Source organism: Burkholderia sp. IDO3, assembly GCF_003366075.1.
Classification (GTDB): domain Bacteria; phylum Pseudomonadota; class Gammaproteobacteria; order Burkholderiales; family Burkholderiaceae; genus Burkholderia; species Burkholderia anthina.
Map to the genome: position 1 here is coordinate 1,636,519 of NZ_CP028963.1, position 19,999 is coordinate 1,656,517.

Consider the following 19,999-nt stretch of genomic DNA (forward strand, 5'->3'; position numbering starts at 1 on the left):
ACTGCGTGGTTAGTTGCAGCGATGTTCCGGTAGTCTCGGCCGCTGCAGCGAAAACGGGGCTCTTCCGAGCCCCTTTTTTATCGGCCCTCGCCGGGCCGCCCCAAGAGGGTCGATCGCCCCCTCGGGGGGGCAGCGAACGAAGCGAGCGTGGGGGCTTTTTATTTGGCGGGGCGATTTCGCACGCCAAGATCGAATGACGTTGGAAATGATGGGATCTATGGATCTGGACCAGATTGTCGCCGACGCGCAGCAGTCCTTCGAACAGGCTGCCGACATCACCACGCTCGAAAACGAGAAAGCACGATTCCTCGGCAAGTCGGGTGCGCTGACCGAGTTGCTCAAGGGCCTCGGCAAGCTCGATCCCGAAGCACGCAAGACCGAAGGCGCACGCATCAACGTCGCGAAGCAGCAGGTTGAAGCCGCGCTGACCGCACGTCGCCAGGCGCTCGCCGACGCACTCCTGAACCAGCGCCTCGCCGCCGAGGCGATCGACGTCACGCTGCCGGGTCGCGGTGCCGGTGCAGGCAGCCTGCACCCCGTGATGCGCACGTGGGAACGCGTCGAACAGATTTTCCGCTCGATCGGCTTCGACGTGGCCGACGGTCCCGAAATCGAGACCGACTGGTACAACTTCACGTCGCTGAACAGCCCGGAGAACCATCCGGCGCGTTCGATGCAGGACACCTTCTACGTCGAAGGCAAGGATGCCGACGGCCGCCAGCTGCTGCTGCGCACGCACACGAGCCCGATGCAGGTGCGTTACGCGCGCATGAACCGTCCGCCGATCAAGGTCATCGCGCCGGGCCGCACGTATCGCGTCGACAGCGATGCGACCCACTCGCCGATGTTCAATCAGGTCGAGGGGCTGTGGATCGACGAGAACATCAGCTTTGCCGACCTCAAGGGCGTCTATACCGATTTCCTGAAGAAATTCTTCGAGCGCGACGACATCCTCGTGCGCTTCCGTCCGTCGTATTTCCCGTTCACGGAACCGTCGGCCGAGATCGACATGATGTTCGAGCACGGCAAGAATGCCGGCAAGTGGCTCGAGATCTCCGGCTCGGGGCAGGTGCATCCGACCGTGATCCGCAACATGGGCCTCGATCCCGAGCGCTACATCGGCTTCGCGTTCGGCAGCGGCCTCGAGCGCCTGACGATGCTGCGCTACGGCGTCCAGGATCTCCGGCTGTTCTTCGAGAACGACCTGCGTTTCCTGCGCCAGTTCGCATAACGCACGCGCCGTGCCGACATGTGCCCGCGCATGCCCCGCCGGACGTTTCCGCGGGGCCCGGGCGTCGATCTAACCTGTTTCGAACGTAGACATCCATGCAATTCCCTGAATCCTGGTTGAGAACCTTTGTCGACCCGCAGCTGACGACCGACGCACTGTCGCACGCGCTGACGATGGCGGGGCTCGAAGTCGAATCGCTGAGCAAGGCCGCGCCGCCGACGTCGAAGATCGTCGTCGGCCGCGTGCTCGAAGTCGTCAAGCATCCGGATGCGGACAAGCTCAATGTCTGCCAGGTCGACGCCGGCACCGGCGCGACGCTGAACATCGTGTGCGGCGCGCCGAACGTGGCGCCCGGCATCAAGGTGCCGGTCGCGCTGGTCGGCGCGGAACTGCCGCCGGCAGAAGAGGGCGGCAAGCCGTTCGCGATCAAGCTGTCGAAGCTGCGCGGCGTGGAGAGCCAGGGGATGCTGTGCTCGGCGCGCGAGCTGAAACTGTCCGAAGACCACAGCGGCCTGCTGATCCTGCCGGAAGACACGCCGGTCGGCCAGGACATCCGCGATACGCTCAATCTCGACGACACGGTCTTCGAAATCAAGCTGACGCCGAACAAGGCCGACTGCCTGTCGGTGTTCGGCATCGCACGTGAGACGGCCGCGATCACCGGCGCGCCGCTGACGCCGGTCGACATCCGCCCGGTGCGCGCCGAACTCGACGAGACGCTGCCGGTGCGCATTGCCGCGCCCGATCTGTGCGGCCGTTTCTCCGGGCGCGTGATCCGTGGCGTGAATGCGCGCGCGAAGACGCCGCAGTGGATGGTCGAGCGCCTCGAGCGTTCGGGCCAGCGCAGCGTGTCGGCGCTCGTCGACATTTCGAACTATGTGATGTTCGAGCTTGGCCGTCCGTCGCACGTGTTCGATCTGGACAAGATCCACGGCGGCATCGAGGTGCGCTGGGGCAAGCGCGGCGAGTCGCTGAAGCTGCTGAACGGCAACACCGTCGAACTCGACGAAACGGTCGGCGTGATCGCTGACGATCATCAGGTCGAGAGCCTCGCGGGCATCATGGGCGGCGACAGCACGGCCGTCACGCTCGATACGGCCAACATCTACCTGGAAGCGGCGTTCTGGTGGCCGGACAGCATTCGCGGCCGTGCGCGCAAGTACAACTTCTCGACCGATGCGGCCCATCGCTTCGAGCGCGGCGTCGACTACGCGACGACCGTCGAGCACGTCGAGCGCATCACGCAGCTGATTCTCGACATCTGCGGCGGCAAGGCCGGCCCGGTCGACGATCAGGCGGTGAACCTGCCGCAGCGCGCGCCGGTAAAGATGCGCGTGTCGCGCGCGAACCGCATCATCGGCGTGAAGATCGACGCCGACGAGATCGCGAACATCTTCACGCGCCTCGGCCTGCCGTTCGAGCGCGACGACGACGCGTTCCTGGTCACGCCGCCGTCGCACCGCTTCGACATCGAGATCGAGGAAGACCTGATCGAGGAAGTGGCGCGCATCTACGGTTTCGAGAAGATCCCGGCGCGTCCGCCGGTCGCGACGAGCGAGATGCGTGCGACCAACGAGACGCAACGCTCGATCCACGACATCCGTCATGCGCTCGCGGCGCGCGACTACGCGGAAACGGTCAACTTCAGCTTCGTCGATGCGGAGTGGGAGCACGATTTCGCCGGCAACGACAACCCGATCCGCCTGCTGAACCCGATCGCGAGCCAGCTTTCGGTGATGCGCACGACGCTGTTCGGCAGCCTGATCTCGGTGCTGCGCCACAACCTGAACCGTCGCGCGGATCGCGTGCGCGTGTTCGAGGCCGGCCGCGTGTTCCTCGCCGATCCGTCGGTGAAGGCGGGCGAGCTGACGGTCGAAGGCTACACGCAACCGAAGCGTGTCGGCGCACTGGCTTACGGGCCGGCGGTCGACGAGCAATGGGGCGTGGCTACCCGCGCGGTCGATTTCTTCGACGTGAAGGGCGATCTCGAGGCGCTGCTCGCGCCGGCGGCTGCGCGCTTCGTGAAGGCCGAACATCCGGCCCTCCATCCGGGCCGCAGTGCGCGTATCGAAATCGATGGTCGCGTGGTCGGCTGGATCGGCGAGCTGCACCCGCGCCTGATGCAGAAGTACGAGCTGCCGCACGCGCCGATGATGTTCGAAATCGACGCGGACGCGCTGATCGCGCGTGCGCTGCCGGCGCCGACCGACGTGTCGAAATTCCCGCCGGTTCGCCGCGATATCGCCGTTGTGGTCGATCAGGCAGTCGAGGTTCAGGCACTTTTCGACGAAATGAAGAAGGCGCTGGCCGAAGACGCCTGCCGATTCGTTCAGAAGGTTGTACTCTTCGACGAATTTCGTGCAAAATCAAATACTTCCGGTGGTCTTGCCGCGCACGAGAAGAGCCTTGCCTTCCGCGTGACGCTGCAGGACGCGGCTGGCACGCTACAGGACGAGGTCGTCGATCAGGCGATCCAGACGCTGGTCGAGCGGATGGCTCGTGCTGGTGCGCGTCTGCGCGGCTAAGGAGAGGAGCCGCCCGTTCGCGGGTGGCTTTTCCCCATCGTGAGTTTTGGTTTAACGCGCTGTATGGCAGATATGAACGACATGACCTCGAGTGAATTCGAAGCCCTCCTGACGGCGCAACGCAGCGCCATGAACCGCGACGCTTCGGCGCCGGCGTCCACCGAGACGCCGACGCTGACGAAAGCGGAACTGGCGGAGCTGCTGTTCGACAGCGTCGGGCTGAACAAGCGTGAAGCGAAGGACATGGTCGAGGCGTTCTTCGAAGTGATCCGCGACGCGCTCGAAAACGGTGAAAGCGTCAAGCTGTCGGGGTTCGGCAACTTCCAGCTGCGCGACAAGCCGCAGCGTCCAGGCCGCAATCCGAAGACGGGCGAGGCGATTCCGATCGCGGCCCGCCGGGTGGTAACCTTCCACGCAAGCCAGAAGCTGAAGGCGCTGGTCGAAAACGGCGCGGAGTAAAGCCCGCGCGCCGACGTCTCCGCGCGGCCGCCGCGCACCCTTTACCGACGGTTAACCGACGATGACCACTACGGTTGAGAAAGTCGTCTTGCCTCCGATTCCCGCGAAGCGCTACTTCACGATCGGTGAAGTCAGCGAACTATGCGGGGTCAAGCCGCACGTGCTGCGTTATTGGGAACAGGAATTCACGCAGTTGCGGCCGGTGAAGCGCCGCGGCAACCGCCGGTACTATCAGCACCACGAAGTGCTGCTGATCCGGCGGATTCGCGAGTTGCTGTACGAACAGGGGTTCACGATCAACGGGGCGCGCAACCGGCTCGATTCGCCCGGCGGCGAACGCGCTGCTGCGGCACTGGCCGACCCCGAAGCATCGGCCGCCGATGTGCGCGCGCCGGGCAAGCCGGGGACGACGGTCGACGTAGTCGCATTGCGGCAGGCGCTGCTCGACGTGATCGACGGACTGAAGCACGACTGAGCGAGATGCTCGAATCGGAACCCGGAAAGCCCGGTTGGCGAACGAAGCGCCACCGGGCTTTTTCACGCATGCGGGCCGCGCTCGTCAGCGCGACGCGAGCGGATTCGGCCGCCCCATGTCGACGACCAGCGTGCCGTCAGGCAGCATCCGCACCGACCCCTGCGCGACCTGGCTGCGATAGCCGTAGAGATCGAAGCGCATCGGGCCGGTCGCGGCCGAGTTCCGGATCAACGCGCGCACGTTGAGTTCGAGCACGTTGAACATCTTCATGTCGCCGCCTTCCATCCACATGTAGCTCGGCGCGTCGATCTGCGGCCGCTTCGGCGCCGGCGCGTCGGCGGCGCGCCGGAACGTGAGGCGCAGCCCGTCGCGTTCGACCGTCGCCTGACCGAGCTTGCCGTTGAGCATCGGCGGCGGAAACACGGTGTACTGGTCGAGCACGAGCGTGTCGCCGCGCAATTCGGCGCCGCGGCGCTGCAGCGGCGTCAGCGACGCGAGCTCGATGCCGAGCGAGCGCAACAGCTTTGCCTGCGGGACGCCTAGCACCGACACCTGTGACGGCTTGAATGCGAGGTGCCGGTCGTCCAGCACCGACAGGGAGCCCTGCATGTCGGTCGGCAGCCACACGCCCGGTACGTGATTCCACAGCTTGATGCCGCCCTGGACGCGCAGATCCTGGCCGTCCGCGCTCAATTGCAGGTCGTTCAGCGAGCGCGGCGAGTAGTCGAGCAGATAATTGTTGAAGAGCGCCGACATCGCCTTCCACGACTCGACGACCGTACCGCCGAGAATGTGGATGTCGTACTGGTTCGGATCGTCGAGGTCGACCGGTTCGCCGGGGCGTTTCGCAACGAGTAGCGCGTCGAGATCCTCGACATGGAAGCCGATGTCGCCGGACAGGTTGAAGTCGACGTTGTGCAGATGGATCGTCGGGTTGCGGTTCGACACGTGCCGTTCGTTGAACGGGGTCGTCGACGAACGCCGCATCGCGACTTTCTGCATGCCCGGCTGCGTGGCGCTGGCCGTGAGCGCAAACGCTTCCCAGTGCTGGCGCGAATCGTGTAGCGCGTTCTGTTGTGCGGTGAGGAAACTGTCGTTCAGGCGAGCGGCTGCATTGCCGAGCGGCGCGCCGCTTGCCGGGCCCGCGTACGACGGCATCCGGATCGTCATCGCGCCGTTTTCGTTGAAATTGAAATAGCCGGCCGACACCTGATCGCGGTAGTGGTACAGGTCGAACACGAAGTTCTGGTTACGCTGGGTCGGATCGACGGGGCCGATCAGGATATCGGCGTTCATCGGCATCGAGCGCATGAACTTCACGTCGCCGCCGCGAATGTACATCGCCTGTTGCGGTGCGTTCGCAGGCAGCGCGAAGCCGGCGTGCGTGCCGTCGTCGAGCGTCAGGTCGAGGCCGGCCGGCGTCACGCGCAGCGCGGTGATCCTGATCTTCAGCCGCGGCGGCGGCATCAGTTTGTCGACCGACATCACGAGGTCGTCGCCGGCGAGTCGCGCGATCGGCGTTTCCACCTTCAGCAGATCGGCCATCTTCACGTTGGCTGCGCGCATCACCGGCTGTGCGTTGATGCCCGATACGCGCACGCCGGTCGGGTGGAACACGAGCTGGCTGCCGTCGCGGATCGCGAGCGTGCCGGTCAGCGAGAACGGTACCCAGCCGTCGCGCTGCATCTCGCCTTGCAGATGGATCACGCCGTCGCCGGCCGATACGACGAGCTTGCGCAGCGGCGCGTTGCGATAACCGAAGATGTACGTATTGAACAGCGCCGTCAGTTTCGCGTTGTCGAGCGTGACGGCGCCCTCGTGCACGTCGATCTCGAAGCTCGTCGGATCGTCGAACACGATCGGCGCGCCGGCCTGCGTCGGCACGAGTGTTGCGGATAACTGATGGATGAAGAAGCCGAGGTTGTTGACGATGCGAAAATCGACGTCGCGCAGAAACGTCATCGCACCGCTCTGACCCGAGTCGCGCAGCGTAAGGGGGCGCGGCTGCGTGAGGCTGATCGATGCGAGCGACGGTACGGCGCGAGCGATCTGCTGTTCTTGCGCGAGACGTTCGGCTTTTGCGCGTTCGATCTTCGTCGACGCGCTCGATGCGTTGCCGTCGCGCTGCGCGGCAGGTTCCGCACACCCGGCGCAGAGCAGCGCGAGCGCAAGCGCGCTGCAGCCGAGCGCACGGGGCGCGCCATGTGAAATCGAAATGGCCGCGCGCCGCGGGCCGAACATCCAGTCGAAAATTGCCAACGGCGAGCGATGGCCGCGCCGGACCGCATTCCGCATCGTCTGTCTCCATGTCTTGTCGTGATCGACGAACGCGTGCGGCCGATGCACGGCGCGGACGTCGATGCCGTGCAGTGTGTCATAGCGCGCTAGAGCGGCGTTACCAAACAGCGGGAGCCGGAGCGGGACCGGCTCGCGCGCGGCAGGACAAAGGCTTCGCGGCTGCGGGGCGACGGGATCAAACGGTCGTTTGGTTTTTGTTTTCGAGGTGGCAACCCGCCCGGCGCCGGATCGGCGAACCTGGCGTCAACACACTGTTGGCCGGTGCCGGGTTACGCATCGGCCGAACCTTGCGACCGATTCGGGGGCGGCAATGGGGCGATTTTGCTATTTCGCCGACGGGGGGGGCAATCAGACCAGCAGGCGCTGCCGGATCGCATTCTGCGTTGCCTGGTCGAGTTGCAGGCCGTTGTCGATGTACGACGCCATCGACCCGTACGACGTGGCGGCCTGATCGTATGCCGCTTGCAGGTAGGCCGTTTGCGCGCCCTGCAGCGCGGCCATCATATCGGCCGCATCCTCTCCGCCACTTTTCCGAGCCTGCGCGACATAGGCGGCGATTTCGGACGCGCTGTACATGTTGGTCAGCAGGTAATCCGCGAAAATCGTCTGCTGCGGGACGCCGACGATCGTTTGCAGAATGGCCGCTGCCCAGCCGGTGCGATCCTTGCCGGCCGTGCAGTGAAAGACGAGATTGCCGCCGGACGCGGCAAAACCGGCGAACAGCGCGTGGTAACTCGTCCGCGCCGTTTCCGTCGTCACGAACGCCCGGTACATGCCCTGCATGAAGGCTGTTGCGGTCGCACCGTTGGTCGGAAGCGGACCGATATCGGTGACGCCGAGCACGTTGAGGTTCTGCCATGTGGCGCCGGCCAGCGGCACATCCGGCTGCGCGTGGATTTCGGCTGTCGTGCGCAGGTCGCAGACCCGCGTGATGCCGAGCGTGCCGACCGTCGCAACGTCGGCAGCGGACAACGTGAGCACCGACGACCGGTAGATCACGCCCTTTTTCATCGCTGCGCCGCTTGTCGTCGCGTAGCCCGTTCCATCGGGGCCCGCGGCGTCACGAAAGTTCGCCGCCGAACCGAGTCTGGGCGTCGTGACCGGGGCGACCGAGATCGAGTCGCCGCCGCACGCGGACAGCAGCGACGTGCTTCCGAGCGCGAGGCCCAACGTGCCGGCACCCAGCCGAAGAAAATGTCTACGGGAAATTTCGTTTTTCTGGTTCATTCACTGGCCTTTGTCGGAGACTGTTACGGGAAGTCGCGATCGCGGTGGCGATCGGGACCGCTGCCGGCGCTTTCCGCACGATGCGGCGAAGCGCGGATGGGCCGCGTCGATCGACGTGCGGCCGGACGATCCGCCGTGCGCACCGCGCTCGCGCCGGGTAAGCGCACGGTAGCGATCCGTGGCGAAACGGCCATCGTCCTTTTTGATGAGGCGGGAATGGGAGAAGGGCTTCGCTGCGATGCGGTTTGAGCGTCGGTCATCGGCGCATTCGTCGAAAAATTTCACAAGAACGGCCACAAAATGCATATGACCCGTTCTAAACCGGACAACTGTCTGTTATAATTTTTTTCTTTCGGGGCGTAGCGCAGCCTGGTAGCGTACCTGCATGGGGTGCAGGTGGTCGGAGGTTCAAATCCTCTCGCCCCGACCAGACAAGAACCCGCGTCAGTTCAGGCTGACGCGGGTTTTTTCTTGCCCGTCGCTTTTTTGCACATCCCGGCGCGGCCCCGGTAAAATGCAAGGTTGATCCACGGAAAGCGCCGTGATTTAGCGGAAGAGGATTCCCCGAACATGACTGATCTTCGTCTTACCATGCGGTTCGCTGCAGTGCTCGCCACCGGCGCGCTCGTTGCCGGTTGCGGTACGTCGTCGCCCACGAAAGTGGACTACAAGAGCGATTCGAAATCGAAGGAAGCGTCGCTCGCAGTGCCGCCCAACATGCTCGACGAGACGGCCGATCAGCGCTCGCTGCCGCCGCAGGGCGGTGCGACTTCCCTGTCCGCGCTCCAGCAGGTTCAACAAGCGGCCCCCGCGACGGACACCGTCGCTCCCGCCGTTTCGGGCATGCATATCCAGCGTGACGGTACCGAGAGCTGGCTCGTGATCGACGGCAGGAAGCCTGCCGACATCTGGCCGCAGGTTCGCCGTTTCTGGCAGGAGCAAGGTTTCCTGCTGGTCGTCGACCAGCGCGACAAGGGCGTGATGGAAACCGACTGGAACGAAACCCATCCGCAGATCAACGACGGCCTGATTCGCGGCGTGATTTCGAAAGCGATGGGCAACTCGTACGTGACGGCCGAGCGCAACAAGTACCGCACGCGTCTCGATTCGGCGCCCGACGGCGGCACCTACGTGTTCATCAGCCAGAAGGGTATGCGCGAGGCGCTCACCGGCGCGAACAACGATTCGAGCAAGTGGGAAGCGAAGCCGAACGATCCTGCGCTCGAGACGGAATACCTGAAGCGGTTGATGGCGGTGCTCGCGCAGAACGAGCAGCGTGCGAAGAACGGCGAACCGCCGATCGCCAACATCAACGACAACGCGGTGTCGAAGGACAAGAAGGCCGACACGGACGCATCGAAGGCTGCCGCCGCGGCGATTGCCGCGCAGAACGTTGCGCGTGCGTCGTCGCAAGGAAACGATGTCGACTCGTCCGGCTCGGTTCCGTCCGAAGTCACGCTCGGCGAGCCGTACGACCGGTCGTGGCTGCACGTCGGCCTCGCACTCGACCGCGCGAACTTCACGGTCGACGATCGCGATCGCACGAAGGGCCTGTATTTCGTGCGCTACGTCGATCCGAAGGATCTGAGTGCGGCCGAGCAGGGTTTCTGGAGCCAGCTGTTCCACGGCAAGAAGGAAAAGCAGGCGAAGCAATATCGCGTGAACGTGAAGGCGCTGACGCCGGATCAGACGCGTATCGCGGTCATCGACGATTCGGGCGCGATCGATACGTCGTCGCCGGCCCGGCAGATCATGGCACTGCTCGTGAATCAGCTGCGCTGATCGCGGTCGTTCCCGATCCTGAAAAGCCCGCCATCCGGCGGGTTTTTTTATGCCCGCACGCATTGGTATTGGTGTGTGCGAGAGGTTCGGTCCCTCCGTGTGACGTTACGTAACATCCGCGCGTTACGGCGGCAGAACGGGTGTTACATCGTCATGACTCCGGAAAATACCCTTATGGATCAATGGTATGACTACGCATTCTCGGTTGGCACGCAACCTGCTTTATATGTTGGAATTGTGAAACAGGGAGGATGGCGTCAGATGCCGGGCGTGCGTCGCGAACGCGCGAACAACGGTACCGGCGCTCTCAAACGCCGGCGCGGCGAGCGCCGGTACAACCGATGACGATCCGTGCCGTGCGCGGGTCCCGATGGCCCCGTCGCCTATCCTCGTAGGGCGACGGTTTCGCCCGCGCTTCGTCTGAAGCGCGGGCAATTTTTTTGGCGGGCCGTCATCGAAGACGTGTCGATCCGGCCGATGCGGGATTCACGTATTCTCGGACTTTTCTGAATGAAGGAGCCGGGAATGGCGGAAATCGCAGTCGTCGCGCTGATCGTGGCAAAGCCTGGCGTGGAAGAGAAGTTGCGCGCGGTGCTCGAGGGAATCGTCGAGCCGACCCGCAAGGAAGCGGGCGCGCTGCAGTACGACTTGCACCGGGATCTGAAGGAGCCGGCACGGTTCGTATTCGTCGAGCGCTGGGAAAGCGAGGAGGCGTTGGCCGCGCACGCGCGTTCCGCGCATATTCTGGCCTATCGGGAAGCGGCCGCGGACTGGATCGATCGTTCCGAGATCCGCGTGCTGTCGAAGCTCATGTGAGCAGGGCGATGCGGCCGGACGCATTGCCGGCCGCCGCCGTGTCAGTGCGACGCGCTGGGTACGTCCAGGATCAGGATGATCGTCCAGTCGGCGTCGCCGTCATGGTGATACTGGCGTTCGGCCACGATGAACGGCTGCTGCTTGCCTTGCGGGCCGAGGAAAAGCACGTCGCCTTCCATCGGCAGGCACTCGATCGGCGGCAGCGCGAGGAATGCGTCCTCCGAGCCGCGCGGCATCAGTTGCTTGATCTTGCGAGTGGCTGCTTCGGTCCACTCGATGTCGAGTTGAATGTTGCTCATGCTGTCCTCCGCACCGGGGTGCGCACGGGTGGAAAATTTCGGTGCGCGACTTTAGCACAGCGCGCAGGCGCCGCAACCAAAAAAGCCGAATCCGGTTGCCCGGATTCGGCTTTTCGCTTGTGCGGTGCCGCCGAACTTACTGGCTTGCGGCGTCTGCCGGCGCGGCCTTGCCGGCCTTCTTTGCTGCCTTGTGGTGAGCTTTCTTGCCGTGATGACGGTGGTGCTCTTCTTCACGCACCGCAGGCTGTGCAGCCTCGGCTGCTTGCTGCTGTTGCAGGGCTTGCGCGCGCTGCTCGATCTCGGCGATCTTGGCCGGGTCGGTGATGGTCTGGATTTGCGTGCTCTCTTGCGCATACGCTGCGCCAGTCAGCGCCGACATCGCAACCAGGATAGCCAGGGACGTCTTCTTCATTGCTTTACCTCCGCTAAGTGGTGATGAACCCGAGTGTTGCCGTTTTGTCTGGCGACTGCAATCGAGTGCGTGTCGAGTGTAACAAAAGTGACGGATCAATGTGCACCGGATCGCCGCGTCACGCAAGGCCCCGTTGAAGTCGCGCAACACTTCGGGCATTCCGTCACGCGGATGCCATCGCGAGCAGGGCTACCGTTGCACGTCCGGTGCGTGTCGCCTGTCAAAACCATCCGAGCATCCGGTACACGTGAAATTGCGCGATGCCGACCAGTTCGTGCAGTGCCTGTTCGGCGTCGACCAGGTTGTGCCGGCGGGGCAGCCAGCCCGTCTGTGCACGTCGGCGATTCGAATACACGGGTTGCGGATCGAGGCCGAAACGGCGGAAATCGAGCAGCGCGCGACGCATCTGGTATGACGACGTAACGAGAATGAGCGAGTCGTCATGTTGTGAGCGTAGTATAGACGCAGTGAATTTCGCATTTTCATAGGTCGTGCGGCTCTTCGGCTCCAGAACGAGGTCGTGGGAATCCACACCCTGGGCGATGAGCTGGCGCCCGTAGACGGCCGCTTCGGTGTCGCCGTGATGTTGCGGATCGCCGCCCGACATCACGACGGTGCAGCGGGTGGCGTGTTGTCGGCACGTGCGGTAGAGCGCCGCGGTCTTGCGGATGCGTGCATCGCCGTCGGGCGGCGGCCGCAGTCCGGAATCGGCGCGTCGCGTGCCGGCGCCGATCATGATCAGCGTCGTATTGCCGCGCATGTCGGGGCGCTCGACGGGTGTGACGCCTGCTTCGCTCCATGCGATGAGCGGTGCGGCGAGCCAGCCTGTCGCGAGCAGCCAGAACAGGGCGGCGGCGACGATTGCAATGAGTCGACGCCGCTTGCGGCAGAGCATGAAACAGATGAAGAGAAGTACAAATGAATCGAACAGAATCAATTTGATTGGGGTATGGTGTCTTTTTATGGACGGCTGACGATCCGGCCCTGACGCGACGCCGAACGTCGGCTTCCAGAATCGGTGGCGGTATCGGCGGGCGGAGACCCTGCCCGGCGCACCGCTTCGCATTGTCGCTGCACTTTAAGAAAGAATCGAGATGGCCACGTATTCCAACGAAGCGGTGCTCGACGCATTGAGACGAGTGCAGTACCGCCAGGTACCGTGGGCGCGCCGCCCGGGCGTGTTCGAGTATCTTCGGTCGCTTGGGCTGATGGACACGGTCAGGCAAAAGACCGTTGCGCCCGCGCCGGGTTTTCATGCACCGGTCGACATCGCGGTGCTCACCGACAATGGTCGAGCAGAATGTGCGCGCCTCGAGCGCGACGAGAAATTGTTGTCCTGGACCGATCGCCGCACGGACGACTACGTGCTGAGCGACGCAAGCGCCGTGGCGATCCTCGAAAGCCGCCTGTAGCGGCGAATCTTCCTGTCCTCGTGTGCGCCGTCGCCGGCGCCCAAAAAAAAGCCCGTATCACGAGGATACGGGCGTACCGGATACTTTTGCTGTTGCCACGCTGTGCTCATGGCAACGATGTGACTCATCGTATGCCGGGCAGTTCCCGGATCCGGGAATTTTCTTTGACGAAATCCTGCAGAAATACCGGCGTTACGGATGACGCGGCATGTCGGACGGCTGCGAGCCGATACGCGCACGCGCATTGCTCGCGATATCGCCGCGCAGGTCGCCGCGCGGCACGGTCTGTCGGTTCGGCGGCGCAACGGGCTGCTGCTGGCGGAGGGTGTTTCGGTGATCCTGCTGGCGGTGAGGCGGCTTCGCGCGATCGTCTGCGTGAGCGGGGGCGGTCAGCGCCAGCGAAATGACAATGCCGCATGCGACGAGCAGTGACATTGATTTCATGGCGGGGCTCCCTTCAAGCCGTCGGTGCGGCCTGTTGATATGTCGCTAAGGTAAGCGTGGGAGTGCAGGGTTGCTGTAAATATTGGTAAATAGATGTATCGCTGCGCGACAACGGTAATCGATGGCAACGCGGCGCCATGCAAACGAGTGGCGCCGAAAAGAAACCGGGCGGCCGAGGCCGCCCGATCGAGCATGTGTTACGCCATCTTCACCGGGGCGCGCCAGGATTCCGGGTTGGTCCAGAAGGCGCCGCGCAGCCGGTCACGGCTCGGCGGCGCGGGCGGCTTTGCCGCGCTCGCGCCGATGCGCCCGCGCAGCGAAATCTGACGGCCGCTCGTGCCGAGTCGCTTGACGATTTCGGCGAGCGTGCCGTCTGCCTGCCATTCATCGAAGCGGCGGCGGCAGGTCGGCGGGGACGGATAGCGGCCCGGCAGCTTTGACCAGCCTTCACCCGTCGACAGCACCCACAGCACTGCATTTACCACCGAACGGGCCTCCACGCGGGGACGGCCGCGCCGTTCGCTCCGTTCGGGTTCCGAGCAAAACAGACCCTCGACCAGCGCCCACTCGTTATCTCTCAAATCGTCGAACAGCATCATGTCCTCACCTCAGCGAAGCTAACTCCGGTGCGCTGCCCTGCGCCGCGCACTCTTCAAGCACTCGAGCGTCGAGTGCCGGGTGGGGGCGTCCGGTTGGCCGGCAGCGGCGTTACTGCCTTCAGTCCGACGAAACCTGCGCCCTGTGCGCCAGGTAATGCACGAAGCGTGCCACGTCGGGGGCGATTCCCTCGAGAGCCGCTTGGCAGCGAGCTAACGGCTAAGTCAGCTAGGGGCGTATAAGACGCCAAAATAACCGCGCAGCAAATCGGGACAATCACCAATCTTGTGCAATTCGCCCGTACCACGTGCGTTTGCGCGAATATTGCACCGCAGCGAAACATGTGCGGGCGGTGCCGGAATTGCGCATCGAGGCCGGTTTCGCGCATTAAAATCGCGCATCGGTATCCACGATTGATGAGGTGAGGTGATGAACGTTACGCTGCGCCAGCTTCGCGTATTCATCGAGGTTGCGCGGTTGAAGAGCTTCAGTCGCGCGGGCGACGAGATCGGCCTGACGCAGTCCGCGGTCAGCCGCTGCGTGCGCGAACTGGAGGCCGAGCTCGGACTGAAGCTGATCGACCGGACGACTCGCGACGTGCAACTGACCGATGTCGGCGCGAACCTGATCGCCAGCGTGTCGCGTCTGATCGACGATCTCGACGACACGCTGCGCGAGATTCGCGAGATTGGCGAGCAACGGCGCGGGCGCGTGATCGTCGCGGCGAGCCCGACGATCGCGTGCCGGTTGATGCCGCGCGTCGTCGCGTCGTGCGAGCGCCAGTTCCCGTTCGTCACGCTCGGCCTGCGCGACGACGTGCAGAGCGATGTGCTGCGCAAGGTGAAGTCGAGCGAGGTCGACTTCGGTGTCGTCATCGGGCCGCTCGCCGTCGCCGATCTGGTGTGCGAACCGTTGATGACCGACTCGTTCTGTCTCGTCGCACGTGCAGATCATCCGCTCGCGGCGCGCGCCGAGGTGCCGTGGACCGCGCTCGACGGCGAACGCCTCGTGCTCCTCGACCATGCGTCCGGAAGCCGGCCGTTGATCGACGCGGCACTGGCCGCTCATCGCGTGAACGCGACGGTCATGCAGGAGCTCGGACACTCGGCGACGGTGTTCGGCCTGGTCGAGGCCGGTGTCGGCGTGAGCGTGCAGCCGTGGCTGTCGCTGCCGCTGCCGGCCGGATCGACGCTGGTCGCGCGGCCGTTGACGCCACGTACCGAGCGTACCGTCGAGCTGGTGCGCCGCCGCGATCGGTCGTTGTCGCCGGCTGCGCAGGCGATCTGGGAACTCGCGCGCCAGATGCCGGCGCGGGCGGAGGACCTCGACTGACGGCACCGATCCGGTGCGCGGGCCGGTACACTACGCGGATCGTGTTCCTCGGCGGTGGTTCTCGATGGCGCATTCCGCAGATTTCGGTCCGGCGACGGGTGAGCCGGCCGCACGCAGCGCAGTGCAGGGGCTGCGTGCGTCGCTGATCAGGGACGTGGCGAACGCAGGCTCCGGCGTGCCCGACGTGCTGCCGTTCTGGTTCGGTGAATCGGATCGCGTGACGCCGGCGTTCATTCGTGACGCGGCCTCCGCGGCGCTGCGCGACGGTGCGACCTTCTACACGCACAATCTCGGCACTGCGCCGCTGCGCGACGCGATCGCAGCCTACGTGAGCGCACGTCACGGCGCGACGTCGGCCGATACGATCGCCGTGACGAGTTCGGGCGTCAGCGCGCTGATGCTGGCCGCGCAAATGCTGGCCGGTCCTGGCGATCGCGTCGTCGCCGTCACGCCGCTCTGGCCGAATCTCGTCGAAATCCCGAAGATCGTCGGTGCGCATGTCGAATGCGTGCCGCTCGGCCATGGCGATGCGGGCTGGCAGCTCGACGTCGATCGCCTGCTTGCGGCGCTGACCCCCGACACGCGGATGCTGCTCGTCAATTCGCCGAACAATCCGACCGGCTGGACCATGTCGCGCGACGACCAGCAAGCGGTGCTCGCGCACTGCCGGCGGCATGGAATCTGGCTGGTCGCCGATGAAGTGTACGAACGGCTTGCGTTCGGGCCGGGCGGTGCGCCGTCGTTCCTCGATGTCGCATCGCGTGACGACCGGGTGGTTGTCGTGAATTCGTTTTCGAAGGCGTGGGCGATGACGGGCTGGCGGCTCGGATGGCTCGTCGCACCGGCGTCGGTCATGAGCGATCTGTCGAAGCTGGTCGAGTACAACACGTCGTGTGCGCCGGGTTTCGTGCAGGCCGCGGGCGAGGTCGCGCTGCGTGACGGCGAGCCGTTCGTGCAGTCGTTCGTCACGTCGCTGCGCGACGCGCGCGATCATCTGGTCGCCGCGCTGCGGACGTTGCCGGGCGTCGACGTGCCGCCTCCGCCGGGCGCGATGTATCTGTTCCTGCGCTTGCCGGGCGCCGACGACAGCCTCGCGTTCTGCAAGGCGCTGGTGCGTGAGGCCGGACTCGGACTGGCACCCGGGCGCGCATTCGGTCCCGAGGGAGAAGGCTTCGTGCGCTGGTGCTATGCGTGCGCCCCCGCGCGGCTCGATGCGGGCGTCGAGCGCCTGCGCAACTTCCTTGCGCGCGGCTCGGCTCCGCGCTGAAGCGGGGACGGAGCGGGCGCGGCGTGCGGGCGGCGGGGCGTTCGGCTTGTCTTTACGCACCGGACAATTTTGCGTAATATGGCGCTCAGTCACGCGGTTCCGCCGTTGAGCCGTGCTGTTTCCGTCCGGTTTGGGCCTGGCCTGAAGTTGATTCGCCGCCCCCGGTTCGTGCTCCCATCAATATGACCGATCAGAATCGGGCGAGCGCGTCTTCCGTTCCTTTCGTCTGTTTGTTGATCCGGTTCGTTTGACCACAGGGTCTGGCCTAGCTGCATGAATACCCAAGAGGCGAAGATCGTCCTCGAGACTGCTTTGATCTGCGCGCAGGAACCGCTGAAGCTCGGTGATTTGCGCAAGCTCTTTGCCGACGGCGTGTCGGCTGACACGGTCCGCACGTTGCTCGAAGATCTGAAACAGGATTGGTCCGGTCGCGGCGTCGAACTGGTGGCGCTGGCAACCGGGTGGCGTTTTCAGAGCAAACCGGCGATGCGCCATTTTCTGGATCGCCTGCATCCCGAGAAACCGCCGAAATATTCGCGCGCGGTGCTCGAAACGCTCGCGATCATCGCGTATCGGCAACCCGTCACGCGCGGCGACATCGAGGAGATTCGCGGCGTCACGGTCAATACGCAGGTGGTCAAGCAGCTCGAGGATCGCGGCTGGATCGAAGTGATCGGGCATCGCGACGTGCCGGGGCGCCCGGCGCTGTACGCGACGACCAAGCAGTTCCTCGACGATCTCGGCCTGAAGGCGCTCGACGACCTGCCTGCGCTCGAGGAGCCAGCCGCGAACATCGAGGCCGCGCTGCTCGCGCAGCAGGCGATGGACTTCGACGGCGATGCGCCGGTTGCCGACGGTCTGTCGGAAGCGGGCGAAGTGGCGGCCGATGAGCAGTCGAACGCTGTCGCGACCGACGTCGCGGCGACGCAGGAAATGCCGAACCGCGATACGCTGGACGTCGATCGCGGGCAAACGGAACAGGGCGGCGCCGAAGCAGCGCCGGCCGGCGTGCAGCCCGAGCCGCTGCGCGCGGAATGGAACGAGGAAGATCGCAAGCCGGCCGCCGACGCGGTTGCCGGAGATGGAGCGGAAGCGGCCGGCGACATGCCGGACAAGGCCGGTCAGGCCGACGCCTCGCGCTCCCGTCCAGCGGACGGCGAGATGCTGGACGATACGTCCGACAGTCTTGCCGATGCCGTACGCAGTGCCAGCGCGCCCATCGGCGCCGACGTGCTGCCGGACGACGAAGCAGAACCCGAACAGCGCCGCGCCTGATCGCGGCCGACTTCTTGCCGCGCCCCCGCCGGGCGCGAGACCTGACATTTTGAGGTTGTTTTGACAGATATCCACGATATTGAATCGTCCGCGCCTGCCGTGCAGGCTGCGCGTGCCGACGATGCGCCGGAGCAGGACGCTCCGGCCGCGGGTGGTGACGAGCGTCCCCGCCGCGGTCTGCGACGCGGCCCGCGCAGCCTGATCGCACGTCGCCGCGCGGCGGCCAAGTCGAAGGGCGCCGACGGCGAGCCGCAGGGCGGCGAAGGCGAAGAAGCGCAGCCGGCCGAAACCGCGGAAGCGCAGCAGCCCGCCCGGGCACCGCGCAAGGAAGGTGCGGCCCGAGGCGCGCGCAAGCCGGCCGGCAAGCGCGAAGGCGCAGCCAAGGGTACTCAGGGCGCGCAAGGCGGCCAGGGGCGGCGCGGCGGTGCGGCGAAAGCCGAAAGCGGCGCAGCGAAGGCCGACGGCGAGGCGTCGCAGGACGACCTGTTCGCCTATGTGACGTCGCCGGCATTCGACGCGGACAACGCGGCGGGCGGTAGCGGCGTGCGTGCGCCGATGCTGCGCCGCGGCCGGAGTCAGCCGACGAACAAGCGCGTGCTGTCGCCGGACGACGACGCGCCGAAGCTTCACAAGGTGCTCGCGGAAGCGGGCATGGGCTCGCGTCGCGAAATGGAAGAACTGATCGTCGCCGGCCGCGTGTCGGTGAACGGCGAGCCTGCGCACATTGGCCAGCGCATCATGCCGACCGACCAGGTCCGGATCAACGGCAAGCCGGTCAAGCGCAAGCTGCCGAACAAGCCGCCGCGCGTGCTGCTGTACCACAAGCCGACCGGCGAGATCGTCAGCCATGCGGACCCAGAAGGCCGTCCGTCGGTGTTCGACCGCCTGCCGCCGATGAAGACGGCGAAATGGCTCGCGGTCGGCCGTCTCGATTTCAATACCGAAGGTCTGCTGATGCTGACGACTTCGGGCGATCTCGCGAACCGCTTCATGCATCCGCGCTACAGCGTCGAGCGCGAATATGCGGTGCGCGTCGTCGGTGAACTGTCCGAAGGCATGCGGCAGAAGCTGCTGCACGGTGTCGAACTCGATGACGGCCCGGCAAACTTCCTGCGCATCCGCGATGGCGGCGGCGAGGGCACGAACCACTGGTATCACGTCGCGCTGGCCGAAGGCCGCAACCGCGAAGTGCGCCGGATGTTCGAGGCGGCCGGCCTGATGGTGAGCCGCCTGATCCGTACGCGCCACGGCCCGATTCCGCTGCCGCGCGGCCTGAAGCGCGGTCGCTGGGAAGAGCTCGACGAGGCGCAGGTGCGCAAGCTGATGGCGACTGTCGGCCTGAAGGCGCCGGCCGAGGAAAAGGGCAAGCGCGGTGCGGGTGGTCAGGCCGAGCGCCGCCAGCCGGATCCGATGCAGACGTCGATGGGCTTCATCGGCCGTGAGCCGGTGTTGACGACGCATGGCCAGCTCGATCAGCCGCGTCGCGGCGGCGGTGGCCGTCGCGGCGGCCCGGGCCTGCCGGGTCTGAGCGGTTACGGCAGCCTGCCGGTTTCGCCGTCGGGTTACGGCAATCGCTCGGGCGGCGGTCGCGATGTCGACGGCAACCGCGCGTCGTATGGCGCCGGTCCGAAGCGTGAAGGTGCCGGCGGCAAGCGCGGTGGCAGCAAGGGTGGCAACCGCAATCCGAACGGCAATCGCGCCGAAGGCGCCGGTAACGGTGGTGGTGGCGGCGCGCGCGGCGGTCAGCAGCGTCCGCAGCGCAATCGCTCGCGCGGCCGCTGAGCGCTTCTGGCGTACCGTGGTGTGAAGCCGTGGTGTGCCGACGGAATCGACGTCGTTTCGGTTTTGTCGGTACGTCGCCGACTGTATATATGTCGCGCAGCCGGATTGTTCCGCTTCGTCGGACGGTCCGGTTTCGCATTTTTGGTCGGTAAAGGCGGGCTGGGCGCCGCTTTTACCGGCTGGCTTGGCGTTTGCGCCAAAAATCGCTATAATCGCGGAGTCGCTGGGCGTACGGATTCAATGTGCGGCTCAGGTGCGACCACCAGTAAGAAGATGGGCGTTCCGCCCATTTTTTTTTGCTGAAACGGTTAGGCATCTCGGGTAGCGCTTCCTGCGCCGGCTAAGGCGCGCGCCCGCGGGTGAATC

The 19,999-nt window shown here is 65.2% G+C and carries 17 protein-coding genes, 1 tRNA gene and 1 pseudogene; 12 read left to right on the forward strand and 7 right to left on the reverse strand.

All coding sequences use genetic code 11. From position 1 onward, the window contains the following. Positions 1 to 217 precede the first annotated feature (217 nt). From pheS to DCN14_RS22245, 4 genes are all read left to right on the forward strand, one after another. Entirely contained in the window at positions 218 to 1,231 is a 1,014-nt protein-coding gene (gene pheS / locus DCN14_RS22230) for a phenylalanine--tRNA ligase subunit alpha (protein ID WP_006753318.1), read from the forward strand. A gap of 95 nt (positions 1,232 to 1,326) precedes the next feature. After that, positions 1,327 to 3,756 carry a phenylalanine--tRNA ligase subunit beta gene (gene pheT / locus DCN14_RS22235; protein WP_096506842.1) on the forward strand — a complete coding sequence of 810 codons (2,430 nt, stop codon included), beginning with the start codon at positions 1,327 to 1,329 and terminating at the stop codon, positions 3,754 to 3,756. A 72-nt stretch (positions 3,757 to 3,828) separates the two neighbouring features. Next, positions 3,829 to 4,215, forward strand: a complete 387-nt coding sequence (locus tag DCN14_RS22240) for an integration host factor subunit alpha (protein WP_006486093.1) — start codon at positions 3,829 to 3,831, stop codon at positions 4,213 to 4,215. Between the two features lie 61 nt (positions 4,216 to 4,276). Next, a complete protein-coding gene (locus DCN14_RS22245) occupies positions 4,277 to 4,690 on the forward strand; it encodes a MerR family transcriptional regulator (protein ID WP_096506841.1) in 414 nt (137 codons plus the stop codon). An 84-nt stretch (positions 4,691 to 4,774) separates the two neighbouring features. Here the strand turns inward: DCN14_RS22245 and DCN14_RS22250 are convergent, their stop codons facing one another. Together DCN14_RS22250 and DCN14_RS22255 are read right to left on the reverse strand one after the other, a co-directional pair. Beyond that, complete coding sequence (locus tag DCN14_RS22250) at positions 4,775 to 6,985, reverse strand: hypothetical protein (protein ID WP_096506922.1); 2,211 nt, start codon at positions 6,983 to 6,985, stop codon at positions 4,775 to 4,777. A 351-nt stretch (positions 6,986 to 7,336) separates the two neighbouring features. Then, positions 7,337 to 8,215, reverse strand: a complete 879-nt coding sequence (locus DCN14_RS22255) for a tyrosine-protein phosphatase (protein WP_096506840.1) — start codon at positions 8,213 to 8,215, stop codon at positions 7,337 to 7,339. Positions 8,216 to 8,568: 353 nt separating this feature from the next. Between DCN14_RS22255 and DCN14_RS22260 the strand changes: the two genes are divergently transcribed. From DCN14_RS22260 to DCN14_RS22270, 3 genes are all read left to right on the forward strand, one after another. Next, positions 8,569 to 8,645: transfer RNA gene (locus DCN14_RS22260), tRNA-Pro, on the forward strand. 140 nt (positions 8,646 to 8,785) lie between these two features. Next, positions 8,786 to 9,997 carry an outer membrane protein assembly factor BamC gene (gene bamC / locus DCN14_RS22265; RefSeq protein WP_096506839.1) on the forward strand — a complete coding sequence of 404 codons (1,212 nt, stop codon included), beginning with the start codon at positions 8,786 to 8,788 and terminating at the stop codon, positions 9,995 to 9,997. A 525-nt stretch (positions 9,998 to 10,522) separates the two neighbouring features. After that, positions 10,523 to 10,813 (forward strand): putative quinol monooxygenase, encoded by a 291-nt coding sequence (locus tag DCN14_RS22270; protein WP_096506838.1) that lies wholly within the window; start codon positions 10,523 to 10,525, stop codon positions 10,811 to 10,813. A 41-nt stretch (positions 10,814 to 10,854) separates the two neighbouring features. On the opposite strand, the gene DCN14_RS22275 is transcribed toward DCN14_RS22270, so the two are convergent. The 3 genes from DCN14_RS22275 to DCN14_RS22285 form a co-directional block, all read right to left on the reverse strand. Continuing rightward, positions 10,855 to 11,112, reverse strand: coding sequence for a DNA-binding protein (locus DCN14_RS22275; RefSeq protein ID WP_096506837.1), 258 nt, complete (start codon positions 11,110 to 11,112; stop codon positions 10,855 to 10,857). Positions 11,113 to 11,248: 136 nt separating this feature from the next. Further along, positions 11,249 to 11,524 (reverse strand): hypothetical protein, encoded by a 276-nt coding sequence (locus DCN14_RS22280; protein ID WP_096506836.1) that lies wholly within the window; start codon positions 11,522 to 11,524, stop codon positions 11,249 to 11,251. 220 nt (positions 11,525 to 11,744) lie between these two features. Beyond that, positions 11,745 to 12,461 carry a YdcF family protein gene (locus DCN14_RS22285; protein ID WP_096506835.1) on the reverse strand — a complete coding sequence of 239 codons (717 nt, stop codon included), beginning with the start codon at positions 12,459 to 12,461 and terminating at the stop codon, positions 11,745 to 11,747. Between the two features lie 157 nt (positions 12,462 to 12,618). Here DCN14_RS22285 and DCN14_RS22290 point away from each other — a divergent pair, with 157 nt between their 5' ends. Next, positions 12,619 to 12,936, forward strand: a complete 318-nt coding sequence (locus tag DCN14_RS22290) for a hypothetical protein (protein ID WP_096506834.1) — start codon at positions 12,619 to 12,621, stop codon at positions 12,934 to 12,936. A gap of 192 nt (positions 12,937 to 13,128) precedes the next feature. Here the strand turns inward: DCN14_RS22290 and DCN14_RS38755 are convergent, their stop codons facing one another. Further along, positions 13,129 to 13,380 carry a hypothetical protein gene (locus DCN14_RS38755; RefSeq protein WP_096506833.1) on the reverse strand — a complete coding sequence of 84 codons (252 nt, stop codon included), beginning with the start codon at positions 13,378 to 13,380 and terminating at the stop codon, positions 13,129 to 13,131. Positions 13,381 to 13,589: 209 nt separating this feature from the next. Then, positions 13,590 to 13,976: pseudogene (locus DCN14_RS22300) on the reverse strand (transposase); the annotation flags it as partial. Between the two features lie 430 nt (positions 13,977 to 14,406). Here DCN14_RS22300 and DCN14_RS22305 point away from each other — a divergent pair. The 4 genes from DCN14_RS22305 to rluB all read left to right on the forward strand — a co-directional run bounded on the left by DCN14_RS22305 (position 14,407) and on the right by rluB (position 19,633). Further along, positions 14,407 to 15,309 carry a LysR family transcriptional regulator gene (locus DCN14_RS22305; RefSeq protein WP_096506831.1) on the forward strand — a complete coding sequence of 301 codons (903 nt, stop codon included), beginning with the start codon at positions 14,407 to 14,409 and terminating at the stop codon, positions 15,307 to 15,309. A 64-nt stretch (positions 15,310 to 15,373) separates the two neighbouring features. Continuing rightward, positions 15,374 to 16,576, forward strand: coding sequence for a pyridoxal phosphate-dependent aminotransferase (locus tag DCN14_RS22310; RefSeq protein WP_096506830.1), 1,203 nt, complete (start codon positions 15,374 to 15,376; stop codon positions 16,574 to 16,576). Between the two features lie 273 nt (positions 16,577 to 16,849). Next, positions 16,850 to 17,851: an SMC-Scp complex subunit ScpB gene (gene scpB, locus DCN14_RS22315; RefSeq protein WP_096506829.1), complete on the forward strand. Its 1,002-nt coding sequence runs from the start codon at positions 16,850 to 16,852 to the stop codon at positions 17,849 to 17,851. 60 nt (positions 17,852 to 17,911) lie between these two features. After that, positions 17,912 to 19,633, forward strand: a complete 1,722-nt coding sequence (gene rluB / locus DCN14_RS22320; RefSeq protein ID WP_096506828.1) for a 23S rRNA pseudouridine(2605) synthase RluB — start codon at positions 17,912 to 17,914, stop codon at positions 19,631 to 19,633. The last annotated feature ends 366 nt before the right edge of the window (positions 19,634 to 19,999 follow it).

Coding starts and splice junctions, on each gene's coding strand:
- pheS (WP_006753318.1), top strand. CDS start 218: ATGGATCTGGACCAGATTGTCGCCGACGCGCAGCAGTCCTTCGAACAG.
- pheT (WP_096506842.1), top strand. CDS start 1,327: ATGCAATTCCCTGAATCCTGGTTGAGAACCTTTGTCGACCCGCAGCTG.
- DCN14_RS22240 (WP_006486093.1), top strand. CDS start 3,829: ATGAACGACATGACCTCGAGTGAATTCGAAGCCCTCCTGACGGCGCAA.
- DCN14_RS22245 (WP_096506841.1), top strand. CDS start 4,277: ATGACCACTACGGTTGAGAAAGTCGTCTTGCCTCCGATTCCCGCGAAG.
- DCN14_RS22250 (WP_096506922.1), bottom strand. CDS start 6,985: ATGCGGAATGCGGTCCGGCGCGGCCATCGCTCGCCGTTGGCAATTTTC.
- DCN14_RS22255 (WP_096506840.1), bottom strand. CDS start 8,215: ATGAACCAGAAAAACGAAATTTCCCGTAGACATTTTCTTCGGCTGGGT.
- bamC (WP_096506839.1), top strand. CDS start 8,786: ATGACTGATCTTCGTCTTACCATGCGGTTCGCTGCAGTGCTCGCCACC.
- DCN14_RS22270 (WP_096506838.1), top strand. CDS start 10,523: ATGGCGGAAATCGCAGTCGTCGCGCTGATCGTGGCAAAGCCTGGCGTG.
- DCN14_RS22275 (WP_096506837.1), bottom strand. CDS start 11,112: ATGAGCAACATTCAACTCGACATCGAGTGGACCGAAGCAGCCACTCGC.
- DCN14_RS22280 (WP_096506836.1), bottom strand. CDS start 11,524: ATGAAGAAGACGTCCCTGGCTATCCTGGTTGCGATGTCGGCGCTGACT.
- DCN14_RS22290 (WP_096506834.1), top strand. CDS start 12,619: ATGGCCACGTATTCCAACGAAGCGGTGCTCGACGCATTGAGACGAGTG.
- DCN14_RS38755 (WP_096506833.1), bottom strand. CDS start 13,380: ATGAAATCAATGTCACTGCTCGTCGCATGCGGCATTGTCATTTCGCTG.
- DCN14_RS22305 (WP_096506831.1), top strand. CDS start 14,407: ATGAACGTTACGCTGCGCCAGCTTCGCGTATTCATCGAGGTTGCGCGG.
- DCN14_RS22310 (WP_096506830.1), top strand. CDS start 15,374: ATGGCGCATTCCGCAGATTTCGGTCCGGCGACGGGTGAGCCGGCCGCA.
- scpB (WP_096506829.1), top strand. CDS start 16,850: ATGAATACCCAAGAGGCGAAGATCGTCCTCGAGACTGCTTTGATCTGC.